This window comes from Bacillus salacetis (genome assembly GCF_003581585.1).
GTDB classification, from domain to species: Bacteria; Bacillota; Bacilli; order Bacillales; family Bacillaceae_B; genus Rossellomorea; species Rossellomorea salacetis.
The window spans coordinates 19803-44185 of record NZ_QXIR01000040.1; the positions used below are offsets into that span (position 1 = coordinate 19803).

27 protein-coding genes and 1 tRNA gene are annotated in these 24383 nt (G+C 42.3%); 22 read left to right on the top strand and 6 right to left on the bottom strand.

The window, feature by feature from the left end; translation table 11 throughout:
* Positions 1 to 3: 3 nt before the first annotated feature.
* Positions 4 to 1800: an ABC transporter ATP-binding protein gene (locus D3H55_RS20885; RefSeq protein WP_119549245.1), complete on the top strand. Its 1797-nt coding sequence runs from the start codon at positions 4 to 6 to the stop codon at positions 1798 to 1800.
* 619 nt (positions 1801 to 2419) lie between these two features.
* On the opposite strand, the gene D3H55_RS20895 is transcribed toward D3H55_RS20885, so the two are convergent.
* Positions 2420 to 2608, bottom strand: a complete 189-nt coding sequence (locus D3H55_RS20895) for an aspartyl-phosphate phosphatase Spo0E family protein (protein ID WP_119549247.1) — start codon at positions 2606 to 2608, stop codon at positions 2420 to 2422.
* Between the two features lie 290 nt (positions 2609 to 2898).
* Between D3H55_RS20895 and D3H55_RS20900 the strand changes: the two genes are divergently transcribed.
* The 3 genes from D3H55_RS20900 to D3H55_RS20910 all read left to right on the top strand — a co-directional run bounded on the left by D3H55_RS20900 (position 2899) and on the right by D3H55_RS20910 (position 5039).
* Entirely contained in the window at positions 2899 to 3606 is a 708-nt protein-coding gene (locus D3H55_RS20900; protein WP_119549248.1) for a cytochrome c biogenesis CcdA family protein, read from the top strand.
* Positions 3607 to 3869: 263 nt separating this feature from the next.
* Positions 3870 to 4229, top strand: a complete 360-nt coding sequence (locus D3H55_RS20905; protein ID WP_119549249.1) for a response regulator — start codon at positions 3870 to 3872, stop codon at positions 4227 to 4229.
* 315 nt (positions 4230 to 4544) lie between these two features.
* Positions 4545 to 5039 (top strand): CcdC family protein, encoded by a 495-nt coding sequence (locus tag D3H55_RS20910; protein ID WP_420808780.1) that lies wholly within the window; start codon positions 4545 to 4547, stop codon positions 5037 to 5039.
* 176 nt (positions 5040 to 5215) lie between these two features.
* On the opposite strand, the gene D3H55_RS20915 is transcribed toward D3H55_RS20910, so the two are convergent.
* Entirely contained in the window at positions 5216 to 5668 is a 453-nt protein-coding gene (locus D3H55_RS20915) for a DUF2621 domain-containing protein (RefSeq protein WP_119549251.1), read from the bottom strand.
* Positions 5669 to 5921: 253 nt separating this feature from the next.
* Here D3H55_RS20915 and D3H55_RS20920 point away from each other — a divergent pair, with 253 nt between their 5' ends.
* Together D3H55_RS20920 and D3H55_RS20925 are read left to right on the top strand one after the other, a co-directional pair.
* Positions 5922 to 7283, top strand: a complete 1362-nt coding sequence (locus D3H55_RS20920; protein WP_119549252.1) for an ATP-binding protein — start codon at positions 5922 to 5924, stop codon at positions 7281 to 7283.
* Positions 7284 to 7414: 131 nt separating this feature from the next.
* Positions 7415 to 7978 carry a YtxH domain-containing protein gene (locus D3H55_RS20925; RefSeq protein WP_119549253.1) on the top strand — a complete coding sequence of 188 codons (564 nt, stop codon included), beginning with the start codon at positions 7415 to 7417 and terminating at the stop codon, positions 7976 to 7978.
* A gap of 346 nt (positions 7979 to 8324) precedes the next feature.
* On the opposite strand, the gene D3H55_RS24575 is transcribed toward D3H55_RS20925, so the two are convergent.
* A tRNA-Sec gene (locus D3H55_RS24575) sits at positions 8325 to 8421 on the bottom strand.
* 257 nt (positions 8422 to 8678) lie between these two features.
* On the opposite strand from D3H55_RS24575, the gene D3H55_RS20930 reads away from it, so the two are divergent.
* From D3H55_RS20930 to D3H55_RS20970, 9 genes are all read left to right on the top strand, one after another.
* Complete coding sequence (locus D3H55_RS20930) at positions 8679 to 9209, top strand: hypothetical protein (protein WP_136035766.1); 531 nt, start codon at positions 8679 to 8681, stop codon at positions 9207 to 9209.
* A 301-nt stretch (positions 9210 to 9510) separates the two neighbouring features.
* Positions 9511 to 9729 carry a DUF1659 domain-containing protein gene (locus D3H55_RS20935; protein ID WP_119549255.1) on the top strand — a complete coding sequence of 73 codons (219 nt, stop codon included), beginning with the start codon at positions 9511 to 9513 and terminating at the stop codon, positions 9727 to 9729.
* A gap of 37 nt (positions 9730 to 9766) precedes the next feature.
* Entirely contained in the window at positions 9767 to 9982 is a 216-nt protein-coding gene (locus tag D3H55_RS20940; protein WP_119549256.1) for a DUF2922 domain-containing protein, read from the top strand.
* 65 nt (positions 9983 to 10047) lie between these two features.
* Positions 10048 to 10188 (top strand): YvrJ family protein, encoded by a 141-nt coding sequence (locus D3H55_RS20945; RefSeq protein WP_119549257.1) that lies wholly within the window; start codon positions 10048 to 10050, stop codon positions 10186 to 10188.
* Positions 10189 to 10370: 182 nt separating this feature from the next.
* Entirely contained in the window at positions 10371 to 11516 is a 1146-nt protein-coding gene (locus D3H55_RS20950) for an exonuclease SbcCD subunit D (RefSeq protein ID WP_119549258.1), read from the top strand.
* Entirely contained in the window at positions 11513 to 14647 is a 3135-nt protein-coding gene (locus D3H55_RS20955) for an AAA family ATPase (protein ID WP_119549259.1), read from the top strand. The genes D3H55_RS20950 and D3H55_RS20955 overlap by 4 nt, the downstream gene beginning before the upstream one ends.
* 120 nt (positions 14648 to 14767) lie before the next feature.
* Positions 14768 to 15061, top strand: a complete 294-nt coding sequence (locus tag D3H55_RS20960; protein ID WP_119549260.1) for a hypothetical protein — start codon at positions 14768 to 14770, stop codon at positions 15059 to 15061.
* On the top strand, positions 15058 to 15858 hold the full coding sequence (locus D3H55_RS20965; RefSeq protein WP_119549261.1) for an acetate and sugar kinases/Hsc70/actin family protein: 801 nt from the start codon (positions 15058 to 15060) through the stop codon (positions 15856 to 15858). Before D3H55_RS20960 ends, D3H55_RS20965 begins: the two co-directional genes overlap by 4 nt.
* 110 nt (positions 15859 to 15968) lie before the next feature.
* Positions 15969 to 16562, top strand: a complete 594-nt coding sequence (locus tag D3H55_RS20970) for an SCO family protein (protein WP_276310259.1) — start codon at positions 15969 to 15971, stop codon at positions 16560 to 16562.
* A 118-nt stretch (positions 16563 to 16680) separates the two neighbouring features.
* Here D3H55_RS20970 and D3H55_RS20975 read toward each other — a convergent pair whose 3' ends face one another.
* A complete protein-coding gene (locus D3H55_RS20975) occupies positions 16681 to 17502 on the bottom strand; it encodes a DUF2935 domain-containing protein (RefSeq protein ID WP_168413196.1) in 822 nt (273 codons plus the stop codon).
* A gap of 441 nt (positions 17503 to 17943) precedes the next feature.
* On the opposite strand from D3H55_RS20975, the gene D3H55_RS24580 reads away from it, so the two are divergent.
* From D3H55_RS24580 to D3H55_RS20990, 4 genes are read left to right on the top strand one after another with little or no spacing between them, the layout of a single operon-like run.
* Positions 17944 to 18117: a hypothetical protein gene (locus D3H55_RS24580; RefSeq protein WP_168413197.1), complete on the top strand. Its 174-nt coding sequence runs from the start codon at positions 17944 to 17946 to the stop codon at positions 18115 to 18117.
* 28 nt (positions 18118 to 18145) lie between these two features.
* The gene (gene selB, locus D3H55_RS20980) at positions 18146 to 20038 is read left to right on the top strand and encodes a selenocysteine-specific translation elongation factor (protein WP_119549263.1); all 1893 of its coding nucleotides are present in this window, start codon (positions 18146 to 18148) and stop codon (positions 20036 to 20038) included.
* A 50-nt stretch (positions 20039 to 20088) separates the two neighbouring features.
* Positions 20089 to 20988, top strand: a complete 900-nt coding sequence (locus D3H55_RS20985; RefSeq protein ID WP_119549264.1) for an SDR family oxidoreductase — start codon at positions 20089 to 20091, stop codon at positions 20986 to 20988.
* Positions 20989 to 21037: 49 nt separating this feature from the next.
* Entirely contained in the window at positions 21038 to 21517 is a 480-nt protein-coding gene (locus D3H55_RS20990; RefSeq protein WP_119549265.1) for an 8-oxo-dGTP diphosphatase, read from the top strand.
* Between the two features lie 55 nt (positions 21518 to 21572).
* Here D3H55_RS20990 and D3H55_RS20995 read toward each other — a convergent pair whose 3' ends face one another.
* Positions 21573 to 22352 carry a SurA N-terminal domain-containing protein gene (locus D3H55_RS20995; protein WP_119549266.1) on the bottom strand — a complete coding sequence of 260 codons (780 nt, stop codon included), beginning with the start codon at positions 22350 to 22352 and terminating at the stop codon, positions 21573 to 21575.
* Positions 22353 to 22531: 179 nt separating this feature from the next.
* Here D3H55_RS20995 and D3H55_RS21000 point away from each other — a divergent pair, with 179 nt between their 5' ends.
* Positions 22532 to 22969, top strand: a complete 438-nt coding sequence (locus D3H55_RS21000) for a Dps family protein (RefSeq protein WP_119549267.1) — start codon at positions 22532 to 22534, stop codon at positions 22967 to 22969.
* A gap of 38 nt (positions 22970 to 23007) precedes the next feature.
* Here D3H55_RS21000 and D3H55_RS21005 read toward each other — a convergent pair whose 3' ends face one another.
* Entirely contained in the window at positions 23008 to 23283 is a 276-nt protein-coding gene (locus D3H55_RS21005; protein ID WP_119549268.1) for a YpbS family protein, read from the bottom strand.
* Between the two features lie 214 nt (positions 23284 to 23497).
* Here D3H55_RS21005 and D3H55_RS21010 point away from each other — a divergent pair, with 214 nt between their 5' ends.
* Positions 23498 to 24052 (top strand): VanZ family protein, encoded by a 555-nt coding sequence (locus D3H55_RS21010; protein WP_119549269.1) that lies wholly within the window; start codon positions 23498 to 23500, stop codon positions 24050 to 24052.
* Positions 24053 to 24122: 70 nt separating this feature from the next.
* Complete coding sequence (locus tag D3H55_RS21015; RefSeq protein ID WP_119549270.1) at positions 24123 to 24356, top strand: hypothetical protein; 234 nt, start codon at positions 24123 to 24125, stop codon at positions 24354 to 24356.
* The last annotated feature ends 27 nt before the right edge of the window (positions 24357 to 24383 follow it).

Here is a 24383-nt window from a genome sequence, read left to right on the forward strand (position 1 = left end):
CGTATGGAAAAAACAAAGACAATGTCAGCAAAAGAACAGCGTCATGTATTAAAGAGATTAGTAAAGTATACGATCCCGCATAAGAAGTCGATATTGGCGGCGTTCTTCCTATTGGCCCTGACGACACTTGGAGACGTCCTTGGCCCCTATCTCATCAAGATATTTATCGATGACCACCTGACTCCAAGGAATTTCCCATATCAACCTCTGGTCTGGCTCGGAGCAGGATATATCGGTATTCAAATAGCTAATGTCGTCATTTCTTATTTTCAATTGATGAAATTTCAGGAAATTGCCTTGAAGATCATTCAGCAGATGAGGGTAGATGTCTTTTCAAAGGTGCAGAACCTGGGTATGAGATACTTTGACAGGACACCAGCCGGAGGCATTGTATCACGGGTGACAAATGATACTGAAGCTATCAAGGATATGTTTGTAAGTGTACTTGTCAGTTTCATCCAGGGAAGCTTCCTTATGATCGGGATCTTCAGTGCGATGTTCATTCTGAATGTTAAATTGGCCCTATTCTGCCTGTTCATCCTGCCTGTATTGTTCATGATCATTAGAACCTACAGAAAATACAGCTCCATCTTTTATCATGATTTAAGGGAGCGGTTAAGCCAGTTGAATGCCAAGCTGAGTGAGTCACTCCAGGGTATGGCGATCGTTCAGGTATTCAGACAGGAAAAGCGTCTGAGAAAAGAATTCGATGACATTAATGAAGAGCATTATAAAGCGGGGATGAGGAATATCAAGATGGATGGTCTGCTGCTTAGACCGGCCATTGATTTAGTATATATCTCAGCCCTGATACTGGTTTTATCCTATTTTGGGATCAGCTCGTTCAACAACCCGATTGAAATCGGAGTGTTGTATGCTTTCATCAACTACCTTGACCGATTCTTTGAGCCAGTCAACAACGTCATGTCCAGGCTTTCCATGTTCCAGCAGGCAATCGTTGCCTCTTCACGTGTCTTCACGTTGCTGGATGAAACAGAAGAGACTCCTGGCCAGACGGGGGAAGTGGCGGGAAGCATCACTGATGCAGAAATTGAATTCAAGAATATTACATTTTCATATGATGGAAAAAAAGATGTCCTTAAAAATATTTCCTTTACTGCAAAGCCTGGAGAAACGGTCGCATTGGTCGGTCACACAGGGAGCGGGAAAAGTTCGATCATCAACCTGTTGATGAGATTTTATGAATTCAATCATGGAGATATCCTGATCGATGGACATTCAATAAAAGAGTACCCAATGGAAGAACTGAGGGACAAGGTAGGTCTGGTCCTTCAGGATCCGTTCCTGTTTTATGGAACTGTCGAGGATAACATCAAGCTGCATGCCGCTAACATGACGGACGAGGAAGTGAGAGAGGCAGCGGAATTTGTTCAGGCTCATACTTTCATTGAAAAGCTTCCGGATGGGTATGAACATAAGGTAGTCGAACGAGGGTCGACCTTCTCAAGCGGCCAGCGACAGTTGATTGCCTTTGCCAGAACCATCGCAACCAATCCGAAGATTCTCGTACTGGATGAAGCTACAGCAAATATCGATACAGAAACGGAAGATGCTATTCAGCAGGCCCTGGCCAAGATGAGGCTAGGCAGAACAACTATTGCCATTGCACACAGGCTGTCCACCATACAGGATGCTGATTGCATTCTGGTTCTTCACCAGGGGGAAATTGTTGAAAGAGGGAACCATCAGGAACTTCTTTCGCAAAAAGGGTTGTACCATAAAATGTACCTCCTTCAAAATGGTCTTGTAGAGGGTATTGAAGATGCTGTAAGTTCCTAAAGAAGGAAGGCAGCCGTTGTCTTTTATTGGGTTAGTTAATTAGCTTAAGGTGTATAGGCTACTAAGGCATAAATCCCTAGGGATGGATTTTACGGAAAAACTATTGTGCCTGGCTGGGAATTCCATCTGCATAGCGGAAGCGAGAGGAAAGCTGTCGGCAGCGTATACAACTGCATGTAAAGATAGGAAGCAATAAGAATCGCTGAAATTCTGCTTTTGAAAAGGCTCTTTTCGTAAACTTTGTTGCTATTCAATAAAAATTTCACTTAATATGCTGGTATATCGTCGTAAAAACCCCGGTGAGAAGGAAAGAAAAGAGCTGCTCGTTTTTTTTCGAGAGTAAAACCTTTGTATACAGGGGAAAAATCCGGCACCTGGGATTTCTCCGAAAGCAACAATATAGGCGAAAACAGCCTTTGAAAATGAGGAAGCTTTGATTTTCCGGCGGGGTCCGAAGGTTTCTAACATTATTTTAGAAGTGCGGCATTTTTTGTAAACCGGGATTTTTCAAGTGAGTAAGGGCATTGTTTTTCAGGGTTCATTTGAATCGAGTTCAAGAAAAGAGCAATATAAAAAAGGCAAAAGCGTTAAATCGCTTTTGCCTTTTTTCAGGGCTGCTTTACTTGGCAACCAATGATTTTGATATGGATGATGTTTTAATGAATTTCCGGTTATAATGATTCAAAAGAGTATCAAGTTCTTGACTGTATTTTATAGCCAGAGGTGAATTAAGGCCATTTACAGCTGCAATATCTATTAACTGTGCGCGTTTATTTTCGATTCGATCAAGGAGCTCTTGTTTACACATGGCCTTAAGTCCTTTCTTGAAGAGTTTTCTCTTTTTCTATTTAATTCTATTCCTTATTCTGCTAATAATTGTAACTGATATATAATAGTATAGCGAAAAGTAACTGCCAATGAAAGAATTATTCACATTTTTTATGAAAAAAGTAAAGAATTGTAAAGTACCTTCATAATAAAAGTCTGTCATAACAGTCACCCTGCACCTGCACAAATTGTTCACAGGAGTGTAACACCAATCAGTTAGGAATGTCTGATACAATAAAATAACTAATAAAACTTTTAGGAGTTGGACTTATGGGTGATGTAAATATCTTTTTGGCATTCGGCGCGGGGTTCCTGAGTTTCATATCACCTTGCTGCCTGCCGCTCTATCCTGCATTTCTTTCATACATAACCGGGATGTCAGTAAGCGACCTGAAAAATGAGAATGTTAAGCTTCAAAAAAGGAGTTTAATCCATACCATTTTATTCCTGATTGGATTTTCCTCCATTTTTGTAGTACTGGGTTTCAGTACTTCCTTTCTGGGCAACATTCTATTTCAATATGAGGATATCATCCGCCAAACAGGTGCCATATTTATTGTCATCTTCGGTTTGATGGTCATTGGAGTGTTCCAGCCTAGGTTCCTCATGAAAGATCGGAAATTTGAATTCAAAAACAGGCCAGCCGGCTATATTGGTTCAGTTTTGATCGGGATGGCATTTGCTGCCGGTTGGACGCCTTGCACCGGCCCTATTTTGGGAGCCGTCATTTCCCTTGTCGGAACCAATCCCGGCTCAGGTATGCTGTACATGATTTCTTACGCGCTGGGCTTTGCCATCCCGTTTCTCGTCTTATCATTCTTTGTGGGCAGGATGCAGTGGATCCGAAGAAACAATGCAAAGATCATGAAGGTCGGCGGTTATATCATGATTGTTGTCGGAATCATGCTCTTCTTTGACTGGCTCACTGCAATTATCATTTTCTTCAGCAAAATCACTGGAGGCTTTACTGGTTTTTAATACAGGCTTTATCCGGATTACCGGGCCTTTGCATGGCTCCAAAATCCGGATTTTTTCCTTATAGTAATTGACCTGATGCTGAAAGATCCTTTTTGGGCAATGTTTGATTAAGAGCTTTGATCAAACACCACTTGATGATTTGTAAAGATTCAATTACAGGATTGAAAACAACTGGAAAAGAATGCTATATTAATAGATGTCATATAATTACATCTATTAATAAATCAATTCCAGGTCCATTGATGGAACGAGGAGGATCACCTGTGGCAACAGTACTGATAGTGGATGATGCTAAATTCATGCGAATGACTCTTGTAAATATGCTCCAAAACAGTGAACACCAAGTCATTGGAGAAGCTGAGACCGGCATCCAGGCAATTCAAAAATATCGCGAGCTTCACCCGGATATTGTGACAATGGATATCACAATGCCTGAGATGACTGGTATTGAAGCAGTAAGACAGATCATCAAGGAATATCCCCATGCGAAAATCATCATTTGCTCTGCAATGGGACAGCAGAAACTTGTGGTAGAAGCCATTGAAGCTGGAGCCAAGGACTTCATCGTCAAGCCTTTTGATGAAAGCCGCGTAGTGGAAGCAATCAATAGGGTGTTAAATTAGGATTTAAAACCTCTCAGGCAAAAGGCTGGGAGGTTTTAAATTTTTGTGAGTACTGTGTCCGGGTTTTCGGGGGTGTCTTTTGGGAGAGAGGGGAAATTTTCTATATCGCGGGATCTTGAAGCGCCACAGAAAGAATACAGTGAGAAAGTGGGATCAAGAAGGGGCAATGAAGCACCATAACGAGAAACAAAAGAGAAAATCGGCTGTATAAGTTATTACCGGAGCCATCCAATCTCTATGTGGTTGAACGGCAACTTGCGCTTTTGGTGTAATAGTCTATAATTAGTGACGATACTAGTAATTTATTTATAAAGGATGATGATTATGTCGATGACGATTGCTTCATCCATTATTGCGATTTGTATGGGCTTTTTTGTGATTTTTATTCGTATGAAAGCACAGAAGAAGCCTGTGACAGCCAGGAAAATCATCCTGCCTCCGATTTTTATGAGTACAGGTGCTCTTATGTTTCTTATCCCTATGTTCAGGGTGACGCTGGCAGAAGTAGTTGAGGCTTTGGTTGTAGGCATGATTTTTTCTATTTTCCTCATCAAAACTTCTCGTTTTGAGATTCGTGATAATGATGTGTATCTTAAACGATCAAAAGCTTTTGCATTTATATTAATCGGGCTGCTCCTGGTGCGGATTGCTGCAAAGATGGTACTGAGCAATAGTATTGATTATGGTCAATTGAGCGGTATGTTCTGGATACTTGCTTTTGGTATGATTGTACCTTGGCGGGTTGCCATGTATCTGCAATATAAGAAGCTGCTGAATGATAAAGATGACTTGACGACCAATACAATATGAGAGGACCGGTAACCTGTTGAAGGACAGGCAGCCGGTTTTTTGCTGAAAGGAAGAAAAAGGCTGTCACAGAAAACTCTGCTTCAGCCTTTTTTCTTTTTGTATTTTTTAAAAAGGACTATTCCGGCTCCGAAAAAAATGATGTATAGAATGATGGGGATGATCAAAATTGCACTCATTTACTCCGAATCCTTTCCTGCAGCTTCAAATAGATGTTCATAGGGTGATGCACTGATGTTCATCTCATCCAGCTTCTTTCTTAAGAACTTATGATCCCTTTTTGGAGTAGCAATGATATAACCGCGGATAATCAATTCTTGGGAAATCGATGATGCTTTCTCTTTAAGTGCGAGTTCTCCTATTTTGCCGGCAATTTTTTGTTTTGCCACGTCCCTGAACAATTCCGGGACAGGTGATACCAATTCATTTAACATTTCTTTCTCGTTCGGTCCCCATAATTGATAGGTTTGATTGACATAATACTCTTCCCAATCCAGATCCGACCGTCCATCCTCTTTCGGCATTCTTTTGAGAAACTTTCTGAACATGAAAAATCCGCCGATTGCGAATAAAGAAACGAGGATGACTACCCAGAAAAGGATGAAGATTAAAAACCAGCCTTCTAATTGCACACTTGTTCACCTCATAATTCTGTAAAAGCCAATTATCGTCTTTCATTATAGACAAGGGAAGGAATAGTGACAAGTATCAGTGCAAATTTTCTTTTTTTATTGAATGCTTTGCTGATAAATAGGAGAAGAATTTTCACCACTTTAATTCGTTATATGGAATTATCGTAAAAAATCATCAGGAAAATATTTCTTTTTTAAAGAGAAATGGTATACTGATTTTAGGATAATTGTGCGAAAATTGGGATAAAATAATATGATTGGAACGAAGGGTGACGAAATGGGTCGATATCGGGGTCGTCTTACAGCTTTCATCGTGGTTGCATTGTTTATCATCATCTGGGATTATATCTTTTATTATGTGCTGGGCAACCGTCTTATTCTATCGGTGGATATCATATATACCATCTTGATTTTGGGTGCTGCATTCTGGCTTGGGGGTTATTATGACAGCCACCAAAACAGTATTGAAAAGCTGAAGAAGAGCGAAGAAAAGTACCGCGCTTTATCGGATGAAATGAGCCTCGTACTGGAACAAATTGATGAAGTCGTTTTTAAGACGGATGAACAAGGACTCTTTCAATTTTTGAATCCTGCCTGGGAGAATTTCTCCGGTTATTCCGTACAAGAAAGCTTGAATGCCAATGCCCTTCATTTTCTGCCTCTGCAGCAGCGGCATGAGGTACTGCCGACTATCAGGGCTTGCATTAAGGATAAAGTGGACCGAAACAAAATAGAAATATCTTATCGGACAAAAGAGGGAGGAAATTACTGGGCTGAACTGCATATGAAATTCAACTATGATGAAACGGGAAAGTTCAAGGGAACCATAGGTACTATCTCAGATATTACCCATCGAATATATGCAGAAGAAGAATTGATGGAAATGAATGAAAACCTTGCCGTGCAGTCACAAAAGCTTTCAGTCGCAGGGCAGCTTGCGGCAGGCATCGCCCATGAAGTGAGAAACCCCCTTACAGCTATCAACGGCTTTCTTCAATTAATGAAAACAGACTCCAATTCAAACCACTACTATTTGGATATAATATTTACAGAAATAAAGAGAATTGAAATGGTTCTCAGCGAGCTCTTGATGCTGGCAAAACCGCAGGCTGTACACTTAAGGGAAAAGAATGTCGTCCACATACTTAAACAGGTGACGGCCCTGCTGCAAACCAATGCCACTTTATTCGATGTCACTATCCACTCACGTTTTTCAAGAGATGAATTGTTCATTCGGTGTGATGAGAATCAAATTAAGCAAGTATTCATCAATCTGATCAAAAATGCAATTGAGGCGCAGCCAAACGGAGGAAACATTTACATTGATGCAAGTGAAATGAACGGTCAAATCTTGCTTACATTTGAAGATGAGGGAGAGGGTATGGACAAAAATACCCTTAATAAACTGGGAGAACCTTTTTACACAACGAAGGAAAAAGGGACCGGATTGGGATTCATGGTTTGTCTGCGGATCTTAAAAGATCACCGGGGAACCATCACTGCCCAAAGCGAAAAAGGGAAAGGGACAACTTTTGAAATCATTCTGCCCTCTGCGCTTCCCAAAAAGTCAAAAAGGGCCAAAGAGGCTGCCAAAGGAGCTGCTGAGAAGCTGTAAAGAGATTTACAGCTTTTTTGTGTTGGAAAAAATGCCCTTAGTTACTTAGCAGCCATCAAAGTTTAATAAAGAAAAAAACGGGAAATAAAAAAATAAGTCAATAATAAAAATTTGTAGGAGGATGAATATTTATGACACAAACGGTTTCTTATAACAATTCCGGTGTATCCACAAATCAAGAAGAAAAGAATGGGAAGCTCGTTAAAGGAATGGTTCTTGGAGCAGTAGTCGGAGGAGCGATTGCCATGCTCGATTCCACAACGAGACAAAAGGTGGTTTCCAATACGAAAAATGTAAAAGACTCAACAATGGATATGGTAGGACAGGTCAAGGAAGATCCATCAGGAGTCAAACATGATCTTCAAGATCGCTTAAAATCTGCATCATCTGTATTGAAAGAAGCCATTCATGATGCGCAAAATCTTTATGAGAAGGTAAATGAAGATATCATGGGCCAGGTTAATCAGGTCAAAGACGAATCTACAGATATCCTTTCAACTGCCAAAGAAGCAACTTCCGACCTTAAAGATATCGGCGGAAAAGTGAAGGAAGCCGGTGAAGAGGTGATGGATGAAAATCACGACCAGTCACGCGGAGGCACCACAACTGGTTCGGTTAACTCCGCCAATTATAACAGCACCAGCTCCACCACAAATAATAATCCAAATACCAAGATTCCTGGCGAGCTTGGATAAAAAACCGGTTTTGACCGGTTTTTTATTTTGGAGAAAAATCCTTCTTTTCAAAAATCACTCACCTTGCGCCTCTTTATATCAGGGCAGTTGTATAATGAGTGACAAAAGGATTGATAATATGCGAAAATCTAGTGGGATGATATTAATAAGGACTTGAAATCGAAGCGCAAGAGAGGTGGAAGAAAAATGGGACTAATAGCAGATCTAGGCGGTGTCATCTTCGGCCTCGTGCTGTTATATGCTGCATATAGGATGTACAAAAAAGGGAAAGAACAATAAACAAAAAATCCTTAACGCTTTTGGCATTAAGGATTTTTTTATGTGTAATTCATTTTAATTGAAGTTTTGGCGGGACTGCCTGGGAATCGAACCCAGCGGAGACGGCACGCGCCTCCCAAGCGGTTTTGAAGACCGAGGCATGCACCAGCAACACAATCAGCCCCATATAATGAACATGCTTTATTATGGAGCAGATTCAGTTTTTTTTCAAGTAACGTGATTCAGGTCAATTTATTCAGAAAAAAGGTAATTTTTCCAAGATTTAAACTTTAGAGAAATGGAGGAATATTCCTTTACCTTTCCCAAGGAAGCATGGTACGATACATATCGGCTAAAAGATGGAAAGCTCCCTGAAAAAGGGAGTCATATAAATTTTGCCAATATTCTACTCAACAAGGGAATTTCAGAAAGGATGGAGAACATGAAAAAATTATGGTGGTTAGGATTGGCTATATTGTTAGCGGTTGCAGGCTGCTCTGATAACGGTGGTAATGACAATGCAGGCAATAATGCAGCAAATGATGCAGAGGGTACAGAAGATGCTGAGGAAACAGCTGATGCTTCCGGAGCTATGATGGACTTCTACTTGAATATGACAAGCACTTTAAATGGAATTGATAATGAATTGAATGATTACGAAGCGGCATTGGGCGGGGAAGAAGCTCCAAGCGCAGAGATGAAAACGGCAGCTGCTGAATCTGCTGCAGCTTCAAGCGAAGCAGTAAAAGGCCTTGAAGTTTCAGGAGATCTTTCAAAATATGAAGAAGAACTTGAAACATTCAAGACAACTTTAGCAGAGGCTTATGATATGAAGGCTGCTGAACTTGAAAAAGAGGAAGTCAACTTCGATGCTGCAAATGAAAAGTTTGCAGAAGCTGAAGAGCAGATCGCCAGCCTTCTTGAAGAAGCAGGACTTGTGAAATCAAGCCTTACAAATGATATCAACGGTTAATAGAATACACTGGAAAAGGATTGTCCCAATGCGGGACAGTCCTTTTTTTTGCGTTAAATTCCTCAGGTGAATATGGGATTTGTGCAGAAGTCTGCAATGCTGGCAGAATTGTATGCGATAGAAAACCCGGCTTGGACCATATTGCAGTTGAGACTCTCTTCCCTGCATAATGCGCACATTGGCAGGCGTAATTTTGTGTGAATACTGATAAAGCTGAGGCAGCACCTCTGAAAAAACAATTATAGCTGGTGTCCATTTCCGCTTCTTTTCCCTATATAAAAGGTGAAAGGAGGTGAGGGAGATGGCAACAGCCGATTTGAAGAGCATCAAGCTTAGAATGGTGTTTGATGAAGGGGTGGACCAGGAAGGGAGACCGAAGTACTCCAACAAGACATACAGCAATATCAATAATGCTTCGACACCGGACGAAATTCTTCAGGCGGGAGAAGCATTGGCAGGTCTCAGTGCAAAACCGCTTGTCCTATTGGAGAGGAATGACAGTTATGACATCAACGCTTAATTGAACAGAATACCGCAGAGAAAGGAGGTGAAAAGGAATGGCTAAAACATTGGAACTGCAATTTACCACAGAACTCGGAAAAATGGCCCGTCTTTCGGTTGAGGAGCCAATTGAACCGGTAGATCCAGCGAAAGTCAAACAGGTAATGGATACTATCATTGCCACAAATGTCTTCCTAAGCAACAGCGGATCGTTGGTTGCTGTCGAGGGAGCCAGGGTAATCGAGCGCAATATCACTGATTACGAAGTGTAACCTCAATAAAGGTGCCCTGCCGGCGTCAGTCAATGGGCGCCTTCTCGTAGAAGGAGGTGATAGTAATGGATCAATTGATTCCCTTCATCTCGGAAGTCGGTTTCCCAATTGTAGTGACAATGTATCTGCTTTATAGGATCGAAACGAAGCTTGAAGCGGTGATTGCTTCAATCCGGATGCTGCCTCAAGAGATGAAGAATCAATAATGCAACGGTGTTTAACCTGGTTTATGAAGGCCGGGTTGAACACTTTTTTTCGACATGGATAGGCAAGTGATGCTGACTGAATAGACCTTCCGTTAATTGATGCCAGCTGCAAGAACAGTAACAATCCAAGGGAAATCTTTGATATAATATTTAGTAGAATACGTGTTCGAGAGGTGAAAAAAATGAAATTTATACATACAGCCGACTGGCACCTTGGAAAGCTTGTCCATGGCATTTATATGACGGAGCAGCAGCGGGAAGTCCTCCTTCAATTTGTGAATCTGGTAGAAGAGGAGAAACCGGATGCAGTTGTCATTGCTGGAGATCTTTATGACCGGTCTGTTCCCCCAACCGAAGCAGTCGAATTATTAGATGAGATTCTTTACAAAATCAATGTTGAACTAAAAACGCCGGTGGTGGCCATTTCAGGCAACCACGACAGTGCAGAAAGACTTTCCTTTGGTACATCCTGGTATCGCCAGAGCCGTTTGTTCATTAAAGGAAAGCTGACAAATGACTTTACACCGGTGCATATTGAAGGAGTCAATTTCCATCTGATTCCTTATGCTGAACCAGGTATAGTGAGGCAGCTTTTGCAGGATGATTCGGTTCATTCCCATCATGATGCCATGAAGGCACTTATCGGTGAAGTAGAAAAGCACATGGATTCTTCTGAACCGCATGTTTTTGTCGGGCATGCTTTTGTGCTGGGAGGGAAAACTTCAGATTCAGAACGGACCTTATCAGTAGGGGGATCTGGCTGTGTCGGATCGGAACTGTTCGATCCCTTCCATTATACAGCCCTCGGACATCTGCATAGTCCCGATGCGATTAAGCATGATAAAGTCAAGTATTCTGGTTCACTATTAAAATATTCTTTTTCAGAAGCCAGGCAGCGCAAGGCGGTTTCCATTGTGGAAATCGATTCAAATGGCAGTATTTCAGTGGAAGAAAGGAGTCTCACTCCTAAACAGGATATGCGGGAGATAGAAGGTCATCTGGAAGAGTTATTAGATCCGGGTTTCTTTCAAGCGCAGAAAACCGATGATTTCCTGAAAGTTATCCTCCGGGATCAAGGTGCGTTGATCGATCCAATCAATAAATTGCGGCAGGTCTACCCCAATGTTCTCCATCTCGAGAGAAAAATGGAACAGCAAGACTTAAGGATGAGAGAGGATTATACAACGGCAAGGGATGAAAAGAAATCGGAACTGGAACTTTTTGAACAGTTCTATAACGACATGACCACTTCTGATTTTACAGAAGAAAAAAGGCAGATCATGGTCAGTGTGATAGAGAAAGCCAAGAGGGAGGATGGAAAAAAATGAAACCAATGAAGCTAACAATGCAGGCGTTCGGGCCATATCCTTCTGCTGAAACAATTGACTTTCAGCTTCTTGGGAACCGCACAATGTTTGTGATATCAGGCAAAACAGGTGCGGGTAAGACGACCATTTTTGACGGCATTTCCTTTGCTATTTATGGCAAGGCATCCGGAGAAGACAGGAACGGGAATGATCTCCGCAGCCAATTTGCAAGTGATGATGACCTAACGGAAGTTTCCTTGACCTTCTCACTTCGAGGAAAGACCTATCATATTGTCCGGTCTCCCCAGCAGGAAAAGAAAAAAGCGCGCGGTGACGGTTTTACGACAGTCACAGCCAAGGCTGAGTTCTATGCAATCGACGAGGATGGAGAAAAGCAGCTTTTGGCTGCAAATGTGCGTGATGTCGATGAAAAGATCAAGGAAATCATCCAGCTGGATGCCAACCAGTTCAGACAGATCCTGATGATCCCGCAAGGAGAATTCAGGAAGCTGTTAATTTCGGACAGTAAAGATAAGGAAGCGATTCTGCAAAGGCTTTTTCATACGGAATTTTACAAGACTGTACAGGATAAGTTGAAAGAAGAAAGCGATCTGTTAAAACGTGATGTGGAAAAATCCGTGGAGGAGCGAACGAGGAGACTCCTGGGTATTCATCCTGAAGAAAATGATGGCTTGAGGGCACTGCTGCTTGAGGACCCATTAAAGGATCAGATAATTCTGGAGGAACTGGAAAAACATATTCAATTGATGAAGGAAAAGCTGGCTGACCTGAACAAGGCTTTTGATGAAAAGCAGAAAGAAAGGGACCAGCTTCAGAAGGAGATTGTCCAGGCTCAAAAGCTTTCAGAACAATTTGAGAAAAGAAGGGCTCTCCAGGAGGAAAGGCGGAAACTTGAAAGCAAGCAGGAGGAAATCAATCGTCTGAAAATGGAAATCAAGAGAGCCTATCAGGCGGACAAGCTGGTCAAACAAGATGAATATTGCCATAGATTGAACCGGGAATTGAAAGCTGTGGAATATGAACTGGAGAGACTGCATTCTAAACAGAAGGATCTTACTGAACAGCTGGATGCTGCCACAGGGAATTGGAAAAAAGAACAGCAAAAAGAATCAGAAAGGAATATTGCTGTTAAAAAGGTGAATAACCTTGAAAATCTGAAGGAAGATGTCTTCTCGATGGGACAGCTTGAAGATGAGATTAAGAAACTGGAAAACCAGCGGCAGCAATTAGTAAAAGAGATAAGCAGGACATCCGAAGAGTTGAATAGGAAAAGAACTCTTCTGGAAAAGGATGTAAAAAGAAAAGCTGATTTGGATAATGTACGGCTTATGTCGTTTGAGAAAGAGAAAGCGGTCACTCAAATGCAGGCTGAAGAGAAGCTTCTGAATCAAGTGCAAAGGTTGATGAATGAAAGTGAAAGCATGAATGCCGCAGCGGCAAAACAAAATGAACAGCATCATGCGGCATCACGGGAACTTGATGATGCACGTTCCACGCTGATATTCCTGGAGGAAAAATGGAATAAAGCACAAGCTGGAATACTGGCATCTCAGCTGGCCCAAGGGGAAAACTGCCCTGTATGCGGTTCAGAACATCATCCAAACCTTGCTCATTTACAAGAAGACCTTCCGGATGACTCGGACATCAAAGCAGCAAAATTAAAGGTGATGGAAAAGGAAAAACTTTTGAATGAAAAAAGCAAGTCTTTCTATGAAGCCGAAGCAAAATTTGCAGCTATCATGTCACAGAAACAGGCAGCTATTGATGAAGTGAGGAAACTCCAAGAAGGTTTTGAAGAAACAGCTCTCGACGCGGAACTGAATTCCATAAGAAACAAGCTGAGCGGTGAAAAACTTCTACTTGATGATTTCAGGCAGCGATTGGCCGGTCTGGACCCTTTGTTGAAGGAAATGGAAGAAAGCAGGAATGCCGCTGCAGCGTTGGAAACCCAATTGGAAAGGCGTAAGACTGAAGAAGCCTCCCTCTCTGAAGCTTATTATGCAAAAAAGGGAGCGTTAGACAGCAGACAGTCAGCTATCCCGGAAGAAATCCGGTCAAGGGATACTTACACTGCTGCTCTGAATAGCGCACAGAAAGAGCTTGAAAGGTTAAAAATATCCTATCAAAAAGCTCAGGAAACATATAACCAGCTGGTTAAAGAAGTATCTGTCAACGAAGCTCAGGTGAAAGATAAAGAACAAACTGTATCAAGAGTAATGAAGGAAATGAAAGAAGAGCGGAAGAAATTCCTGCAAATCCTTGATGAGCAAGGTTTTGAAAATTATAAAGAATTCCAGGAAGCAAAGAGAACAGAAGCTGAAATCGATTCTATGGAAAAGATCGTCAGCCGCTTTGGTGAAGAAGTCCGCTCTGTCCATGACAGGCTTGGTGAACTGGAGCAATCCCTGAATGATCTAGAAGAGCCGCGGCTGGAAGCACTTCAGCAAGCTTTTACAGAAATGGACGAAGAGCTGAAGGAATTGAATGATCAATGTAATTCAATGAAGATGAGAAAGATTGAAAATGAATCCATTCTTTCCTCTGTCCGAACACTGAATGATCAGATGAAAGACCTTGAAGAAAGGTACAGTGTCGCAGGTCACCTCGCGGAAATGGCAAGGGGACAAAATGCCCACCGCCTTACCTTTGAACGGTATGTGCTGGCTTCCTTCCTGGAGGATATCCTGCTTGTTGCAAACGACAGGCTTATGAAGATGACGTCGGGAAGATACCGGCTGATCAGGAAAAAGGACCGGAGTAAAGGGAATGTACAGAGCGGCCTGGAACTTCTCGTTTTCGATCAGTACACAGGCCAGGACCGGCATGTGAAGACGCTCTCCGGCGGGGAAAGCTTCAAAGCGGCTTTATCATTGGCATTGGGTCTGGCGGATGTAGTCCAGCAATATGCTGGAGGCGTTTCACTTGAAACAATGTTTATTGACGAAGGTTTTGGAACTCTCGATCCTGAATCACTTGACCATGCGATAGAGGCTCTGATGGATATTCAAAGCAGCGGACGCCTCGTCGGTCTCATTTCCCATGTCCCCGAGTTGAAGGAGAGGATCGATGCGCGGCTTGAAGTCATCTCTTCCCAGAACGGCAGTACCACACAATTTCAGTTTCTGGCATAATGATAATTCCAGTAAGGGATAAGGGGCGGCTCCTTATCCCTTTTTCCCATCTAATACTTTATGTTGGCATTAATTTCTAATATGATAGAGGTATCTTAAAAATGGCAGGTGGTCATAATTATGGAATTATTCCTTTTTGTATTGATTATCATTCTGGCTGCTGCAGTCTCTTTCATTTGGAGTTGGAAGCGTCTGCTTGATTTCAACAGTTATAAGAAGCCCTTCATGGAAGGGACGATTTTGAATTTCCTGGTTCTGTTGCTTGGATCGATATGGTGGGGCTTCGCTGCCGGTTCATCCGAAGAAAAGCTTACCGGCATTTTTTATTTCCTGGTCTCTTTCCTGATAATCATGGTACTGAATGGATTGATTCTTGCTTTTCTATTCTCTAAACGAAAGGATGCATCGTCATGAACAGGATCGGAATTGATGCTGGCGGAACACTGACCAAAGTAGTCTATTTTGAAAGAGATACAAGGCATCATAGATTTTTTCAGACAAGCGATCTTGATGGGTTGGGAAAGTGGATTAATTGGCTGTCGCCAGACTCTGAATATTATGTTACAGGCGGGAAAGCAGGCGTACTCAAGAATATCCTTGCGAACAGCACACTGGTGCCTGAGTTTGAGGCAGTATGCAGCGGTTCTGCCTATCTTGTTTCAGAAGAACACCAAATTAACAGGCCATTTATTTTGGCTAATATCGGGACGGGCACATCATTCTTTTATGTGGATTGGAAAAACAATGAATACCGCAGGCTTATGGGAACGGGTTTGGGAGGAGGTACCATCCTTGGGCTTGGTAGAATCTTGACAGGGCTGGATTCGTTTGAAGAAATCATCTCCCTTGCAGCAACAGGAAAGCGAGAGAAGGTGGATTTGCTGGTAAGGGATCTTTATGAACATGAAGAGCCGCCTATTCCAGGATATCTGACTGCAGCAAACTTTGCGGGAAAGAGGACAGGTGATGAAACACCGAACGATTCACTGAGAGCGCTTATTAATATGGCTGCTGAAAACACGGTCCTTCTTGCTGCGCGAGCTGCCGAGGCTGAGGGAATCAACACAATTGTATTTACTGGAGGGGCATTGACCGGCAATACTTTATTGAGGTCAGATCTTTCCCAGTTTCGAAATCTAATGGATTATGAACCTGTTTTTCTAGAGAATGGAGCTTTCGCCGGAGCGGTTGGCTGCATTCTGAACAGCTAATATCCTTTCACAAAATGGTCAAGTATAATCTTCTGAGCAGATTGTATTCATCCGGTGATTGAACTAACATAGGAAATGAAGATATTTGTAAAGTGTGTGGAGGGATTTCTTTGGTTAAAAAAATTAAGCTGCCCGCTTTAATATTGGCAGCTGCAATGATTTTGGCAGCGTGCGGCAACGGAGGATTTGAAGCCGATCATCATTGGGATGTTCAGGATTTCAGTTATACCAATCAAAATAATGAAAAAGTGAACCTTGAGGATTTAAAGGGTGAAGTGTGGCTGGCCGATTTCATTTTCACGAATTGTGAGACGGTTTGTCCACCAATGACTTATAATATGACACTTCTACAGGAAAAGCTGAAGGAAAAAGGAATTAAGGATTACCGCATCGTTTCTTTCAGTGTCGATCCAGAAGTGGATACACCGGAAGCCCTGACTGAATATATCAGCAAGTATGATGCCGATATGAGCAAGTGGGACTTATTGACAGGCTACTCACAGGATCACATTTCCAAGTTTGCTGAGAAATCGTTCAAATCCCTTGTAGCTGATGACCCCAATACAGATCAGGTCGTCCACCAGACAAGTTTTTACCTTGTCAACCAAGAAGGAGAAACGGTAAAAAGCTATAGCGGATATGAAGATGTGCCGTATGACCAGATCGCTCTTGATATCGAAGCACTGTTAAAAGAAGGAAAATAAGGTTTGGAAAGGCCTGCCTTGCAGAGGCGGGCCTTTCATTTGCATTCATCCTTTACCGCATTAACGCGATGAGGGGCAGTCCCCTGTTACTTTAAAGTAACAGGGGACTGTCCCCGGCTCAGCGGCCGGGCGGGTAGGTGATCTGGCATGGCGGATAATGGAGGTTCGGTGCGTAAAATGACATCTTTTTCATGAAGTAGCAGGCTTCCGGAAAATGATGGAAGAGAAACCTTCTGGTTGATTGATTGACAAGTGATTTTTCATTATACTTCTCTAACGTATAGCTCATCAGGTTATTGAAGGCAACGACTGATTCTGCAACTTCATGGGCAAATCGTATTTGGATGGGTGAATTGGGAGGAAGGAACCGTAAATACCCTTTAATGGCATTATTTTTGACAATATATTGAGAGAACTTAAGTTTTAACCCCTCAGCCTGCCGGATAATATCGAACTCTATGCCATCGACCACCCTAACCAAAAGTGCTGCATGGCCAAGCTGATCTTCCAGCCATAAGGACAGGAGGTCAACCAAGGAAAGCGGCGGCGCCTCCTGACCCTGCATATAATATTGAAGGATTCTCAGGTATTCTGCATTTTCATTTAATGTCCCGTTGAAATAAGTTGGAGTCAGGTTAATATTAATCTCATTCCTCAGCCTTAAGTTTAATAGATTGCCTTCAAATAAATAATATTTCCCTGCTGTCTGATAAGCAAAGCCGGCTAACTCGATCATCTCTTTTGAAGAATGGGCTGCATTTCTAGGAATAGAGTATAGCTGCTGCAGGACAGCCTCGAAGCTCCGGATGAACATATCGGCTTCTGACACGTATTTTGTTTCGGCAGGGGATAAATAATCCCTGGCAAAATAGGCATGATCCTGAAGCATATTTAACCAGAATTGATGTTCCTCCCACAGGGAAATAGGTTGTTCAGGCATCTTCATCCTCCGCTCTTTTATCGTTTATTAAAAAGTTATTAATCTAAACGCTGCGTTATTCTTCATAAAGGAAAATAGAAGAGGAAACATACAGAAAGGCAGCAGAAAAAAAGAACGTTATAATAGCTCTGGGTTCTTTTAAATAGCCGGTGCAAAGAATGACGAGGGTTCCAATCCCATGGGAATGACATGCTGGAGAGACTTATCTAGAAATCAAATTTCAGAGAAAGAGTATGACAATAAGTCGAGGATTGATAGCGGCAGAGTGCACTCAGGGTAGTATTTGCAAGTGAAGCGGTGCCGCAACTCTTTTTTAAGTCCGGATTCAGGAAAAAGCAAACTGGAATATGGTATCATAACCAAGTATACATAGTAAGCTTATAAAGCTATTTATCAAAGGGTCCTTTCCAAAAAAGACTTAGAAAGGATGAAGGTGAAAAGATGAAAGATAAGACCAAAAAGCGATTATTCATGTTTGATATAGTATTTACCGTTTTTATTTTTCTCTGGGTCGTGAAGACATTCATGGAAGGAGATGTGAAGAAAGGTTTGATTTTTTCTGCCATGCTTTTGCTTATGGCAGGTGTCCTGATCTTTAATAGACGGAAACAATAAATTTTTTTACTTGAAAGAAGGTGAGGGAATGGCGAAACGATATTTTACAGTCGGGATGGCCGGCCATATCGATCATGGGAAAACCGCATTAGTCAAAGCATTAACAAATAAAGAAACAGACCGTCTAAAGGAAGAGCGGGAGAGAGGGATTTCCATCGAACTGGGGTTTGCTCCCCTTCTTGAGACAGGGGAGTTGGAAATATCGGTTGTGGATGTACCTGGACATGAAAGGTTTATCAGACAGATGATTGCCGGGGTGGCTGGCATCGACTTGGTAATTCTTGTTGTAGCAGCAGATGAGGGTGTTATGCCCCAGACCAAAGAACATCTTGAAATCCTTTCGTTCCTTGGTGTTGGACAAGGCATTGTCGTGTTGAGCAAGATTGATAAAGTGGATGAGGATTTACACAGCCTGGCACGTGAAGAAATCATAGAAGAATTGAAGGGGACGGTATTTGAAGGATCTCCAGTCATATTGGCGGACAGTATCTCCGGAAAAGGCATAGCTGATGTGCGGACTTCCATTCTTCGATTCCTTGAAGAAGTTCCTTCCAGGAGTATAACAGGTGATTTCCGGATGCCTATTGATCAGGTGTTTACCGTTAAGGGGCAGGGAACAGTGGTCAGAGGCACTGTTTATGAAGGAAGTGTCAGGGAAGGTGACTCCCTGATGCTTCTTCCTTCAGGAAAACAAACAAAAGCCAGGCAGATCCAGGTCCATCACAAACCAGCTTCTCAAGCATTCGGAGGTCAACGCACAGCAGTAAACCTATCAGGGGTATCAAGAGAAGAAGCCGTACGTGGAGATGTGCTGGTGAAATCGGAATTCTTCACGGTGACAGACACTATCGATGTCAGTATGACGATGGTGAAAGATCTTGATCATCCGGTGAAGCAGAGAATGCCTGTGAAGCTGCATACTGGAACATCGGAAACCATGGGCAGGATCATCTTCTTTGACAGGAATGAAGCTGAAAGCAGCCAAGAGGAAATTCTATGTCAAATACGGCTTGAGGATGAAATTGTGGTGAAACGCAACGACCGCTTCATACTTAGGAGACCGACACCAGCTGAAACGATTGGCGGAGGAAACATTATCGACCCTAATGGCGGCAGGTATAAATTTGGACAGGACACAATCCGCTTCTTGCAGCAGAAAAAGAATGGTACCCCGCTGCAGCGGGCCGAAGATGCTCTATTACAACATAAAGTGTTGAGCAGAAGCGGGCTCTTGCAGGAAACATCCATATCATCAGGTGTCCTTGACGGGCTCGTGAAGGAAGGAAACCTCCTTTCGCTTCCCAATGGTGAGATTACTTCCATACAAGTGCTAACAAACCTTGAGCAGTTGATTGAGGAAGAGCTGGCAGCAATTCATGAAAATTTCCCTTTGAAATCGGGCTATGACAAAGCCAGTCTGATACAACTGTTTAAAAGCAGCTACACTGATTCATTGGTTAACCAGCTGATTAAGCAGAACCTGAAATCGGGAAAATGGACACAAACGGGACATTTCATTGCCCGGACTGGATTCACTCCATCTGTGCCTGCTCAGTGGCTGAAAAGGTCTGATCAAGTACTGCAGTCCCTTAAAAGCGCTGGACTTAAGCCGGAAGATATGGAAGCATATTTGATGAATGCAGGAATTCCTGCCGAAATGCAGCCGGGTCTGCTTCAATATTATCGTGAGCAGAACAAAGTCATCTTCATAAATGATTCCATTGCTTTTGACAGGGAGGTCTTTGAACATGCTGTCCAGCATTTGATGGAAAAGACGAATGAAGACTTTGCTTTGCCCGAGGCCAAGGAAATCCTGGGGTTATCAAGAAAGTATTTAATCCCGTTTCTTGAGACACTTGATTCCATCGGGCTTACCATCAGGATTGAAAACAAGCGAAAGTGGAGATCGGCGGCACAGTAATGAAGACAATGGAATAGGGTACGATAGAACTCAAAATTAGGAGTGAAATCATGTATCCTGTATATCCTTACTACTCATATAAAAGAAAATGTAAAACCATGCCCGTCCCATTTCCGCCTCAGCATCAAATGCAGCAGCCGGGTATGGAATACCTTATGAATCCCCAACCCATATCTGAAGATCCTTCTTACCGGGGCAGCCAAAAGCTGAAAGGAAAGGTGGTCATCATGACAGGCGGTGACAGTGGTATCGGCCGCGCAGCTGCCTATGCTATGGCAAAAGAAGGCGCAGATATTGCCATCATCTATCTAAATGAACATAGGGATGCAGAGGAGACCAGGAGAAGGATTGTAGAGATCGGTAGAAGCTGCCTGTTGATCAGCGGGGATTTGCGATTTCCTCAAACTTCAAGGGCTGCAGTAGAGGAGGCACTTCGGGCATTTGGAAAACTTGATATTTTAGTGAATAATTGTGCTGTGCAGGTTCCTCAGGAGAGCATTTTGGATATTTCAGATGAACAGCTTGAGAATACATTCAGAACCAATATCTTTTCCTTTTTCTATATGACGAAAGCTGCGCTTCCTTATCTTAAGGAGGGAAGCTCCATCATTAATACAGCATCGATTACAGCTTATCGGGGCAATAAGGACCTGGTCGATTATTCTGCGACCAAGGGTGCAATCGTGACGTTTACAAGGTCTCTGTCAAAACAGCTGGTTGCTCAAGGCATCAGGGTCAATGCCGTAGCACCTGGTCCAATATGGACACCGCTGATTCCTTCAAGCTTTTCAGCGAAAAAAACGTCAACATTCGGATTGGATGTTCCTATGAAAAGAGCCGGGCAGCCATTTGAGCTCGCTCCCACATATGTATATCTGGCGTCGGATGATTCAAGGTATGTCTCTGGACAGGTGCTTCATGTCAATGGGGGAGCCATGGTAGAATCATAGGAAGGCAGGGCGTTGCTTCGCCCTTATTTACATATCTGCAGGTGATAAAATGAAATGGAAAGAGTATGAGACACAGTTATATACAATGGTAATGATTGAGCAGGGGGACCATTTGTTATTTATTGAAAGGCCATCTGAAAAAGGATTTCCCGGCTATATTGCCCCAGGTGGGAAAGTGGATTTCCCTGAAAGTCCTGCACAGGGTGCGGTAAGAGAAGTAAAAGAGGAAACAGGTTTGACTGTTGAGAAATTAAAGTTTAAAGGAATCGATGAATTTGTCATCCCCGACCAAAAATACCGCTATGTTGTCTATAATTACCTGGCGACTGAGACAAGTGGAGATTTACTGAAAAATCCGCCTGAAGGAGACCTGAAATGGATAAACCGGAAAGCTGCAACAGAGCTGCCAATGCAGCCATGGTTCAGGAGGAGGCTTCCTTACTTTTTCAAAGACGGCGTGTTTGAAATCCACTCCAACTGGGATGGGAACGACCGGCACGAAGCAGAAGTCACCATTAGGGAACTGTAAAAAAGCCTGCTGGCTTCTCGGAATAGAGAGGCCGGCAGGCTTTTTTTCATTACTATTAAATTTTCACATCGATTGAAGCATCCTTCTTGAGGCGCTCCACTTCAGCTGTTAAAACGTCCTGTGTATTCTGGTTTTCAAGCTGTTGTTTGATTTGATCTTTTATTTCTTCATATTCCGGCACTTGTGATTTGGCTTCTTCAGAACCGCTGCTTTGTTCAGCATATTTATCATAGTAGGCTTTGACGTCTTCTTCTTTTACTTCTTCAATAGTCAATTCATTTTCAACATAAGCGGTATATTTGATATTATTGGCGATTTCGCCCTTGAGTCCATCCATGGTAAGGCCGCTGCTTTTCAGCGTTTCCTCAAATTGTGCATCGTCTTCGTAGTTTTCTTTAATAGTATCCAATTCTTTCTGGATTTCTTCTTCTGAGGCTTCATACCCTTTTTTGTCAGCTTCTTGAAGGAGAAGTGTCTGGCCGATAAGGCTGTCCAGAGTGCTTTCTTTTAATTGAGCGGCAACTTCTTTGGTAGTGGGGTCTTGTCCCATCTGCTGATATCTTATCTGAGAATCGCTCAGAAGTGCATTGTAGGCTTGTCCCTTGATATCCTCTTCATTGACGACAGCGACAGTAGCCTTTTCATCAACCTGTTGTTCTTCCATTTTCTTTTGCATTTCTTCCATTTGTGCTGTTTGTTCTTTAGTTTGTTCTGTCTGTTCTTGTTTTGCATTATCTTTGTCAGCTTCCTTGCTGTTTTCATTGTTATCCCCGCAAGCTGCCAATCCTATTGAAATCATGCCGGCAAGCATGGCTAATGTCCATTTTGACTTCATGTGAATACCCTCTTTCGTGAAAATTGGGTTATTTCGTTGGAACGGCCCCCGCTCGATAAATAGGGGACATGTAAAAAATAACCTAGTGGAAGTGTATAACATTCCAGGATAAAAGGAAAGCTATAACAGGCAATTTAATCAGATTGAAACATATTTTATAGAAAGGGGAGTAGCAGCCTATGTCAAATGGGCTTACTGTAATGCTGAATAACCAGCTTTCAAACTGGAATATCCTGTACACTAAACTGCATAACTATCATTGGTATGTTACAGGCACAGAGTTCTTTACTCTTCACGAGAAATTCGAGGAATACTACACGGAAGCAGGACAATACATAGATGACATTGCTGAAAGGATCCTTACCTTAAAAGGAAAGCCTGCAGCCACTTTAAAGAAGTTCCTGGAAACGGCAACAATAGAGGAAGCGTCATGCAGCGAGAATGCCAAGGAAATGGTTTCAGTCCTGATTAAGGATTTTGAACAGGTAATTAAAGAATCCAAGAAACTCATTGAAACGGCAGAAGACCTCCATGATCAGCCAACTGCAGACATGTTCATCGGCATCAAGTCCTCACTTGAACAGCATGTCTGGATGCTGAGTGCATACAATGAATGAAAAAAATCCCCTCGACACCACGTTCGAGGGGGATTTTTTTAATCTGATTTTTTGTCAGCAGCCAATTGGGCGCAATATTCTTTTACCATATCAAGGGTGACATATTTGCGTTCAGGAACGATCCCAAGCCGTGCTTCATCATTGATTCTTTTGGTTATTTCGTTAATTTTATCTGTTGAAAATGTTTCACCTTTCAGGCAGCGGCCGACAGCTTCCTCAATATAATATTCCCTTTGCTGATCCAGCTTAAGGAATTCTTTCGCGATTGCGTTTTGTTTATTTGAATGCTTTGTAATCGCCTTATGTACACTCATTTCCATTTCACTCCTGTCAGAAGTTCTTAATTGTCCCTTATTATTATGAGCATTTCATTCAATCCCCGCAACTACTTTAAAGGAAAAAGTAATTTCCTTTAAGTTTAGCTTGAATCATATCTGATTTTCAATGAAAATAGTAATCGATGGTTAAAATTGAAAGTATATATTCTAATAGAATTGAAAAGTATGAAGATTAGAAAGTAGGCTGAATATGATACAGCTCTGGAGGCAGTTCAGTTGGGTCATCCCGATTTTGGCGTTAGTGACTGCTGCGCTTGTTACCGTTGTGTATATCTGGAAAAACCATAGAGGAAAAGGAGAAGCAAGATGGGCTGATCTTATTCCTGTTCTGTTTACACTCATTTCCACAGGAGGAATTTTCCTTATTACTTTATCACCGCTGGTCCCTGGTGTTGCTTTAGAGGGCGGAACCAATTTTCGGCCATTTGATAATCTGAGACTGAATCTGGTGTATCGAACACATTTGGATATCCCGATCAGAAATTTATCAGCTAATATAGTTCTGTTCATTCCGTTTGGATTTTTTTATTCCTGGTGGATCAGAAACCGTAGATGGATAGTTATTAAAAGTACAATCGCTGGAAGCGTCCTTTCTATTATAGTGGAAGTAACACAGTATTTTCTTCCTTTGGGAAGGTCGACTGATATAGATGATTGGATGATGAACACAATCGGTGCATTTCTGGGTGGAATTCTTTTTCTCCTTTTCATCAAGGGTTATAAACAGGTGATGAAGAGGAAATAATAAACGTGATTATTCCGGCCCTGAAAGGGAATCTACATAATGAGCACCCTTGAAAGGAGGAACTTAAATCATGAGCGGTAATCAAGAACGATCTGAATCCGTAAATGCAAACGAGAAATTGAACCGGGAATTGGATGGTAAGAACTCTCAAAGTGCTGAAGGTACCAGTACAGAGAAAGCCAACAAAAGGATAATGGAGCGGTTAGAGAGCGGAGAGACATCCAAGGGAGTGGACCCTGATCATTATCTTGCCAATAGCCAAAACTCCCTGGTTACAAGAGGAAAAGACAGGGGCGGACAGTGATTGAGCATGGAAATCATGCTCTTTTTA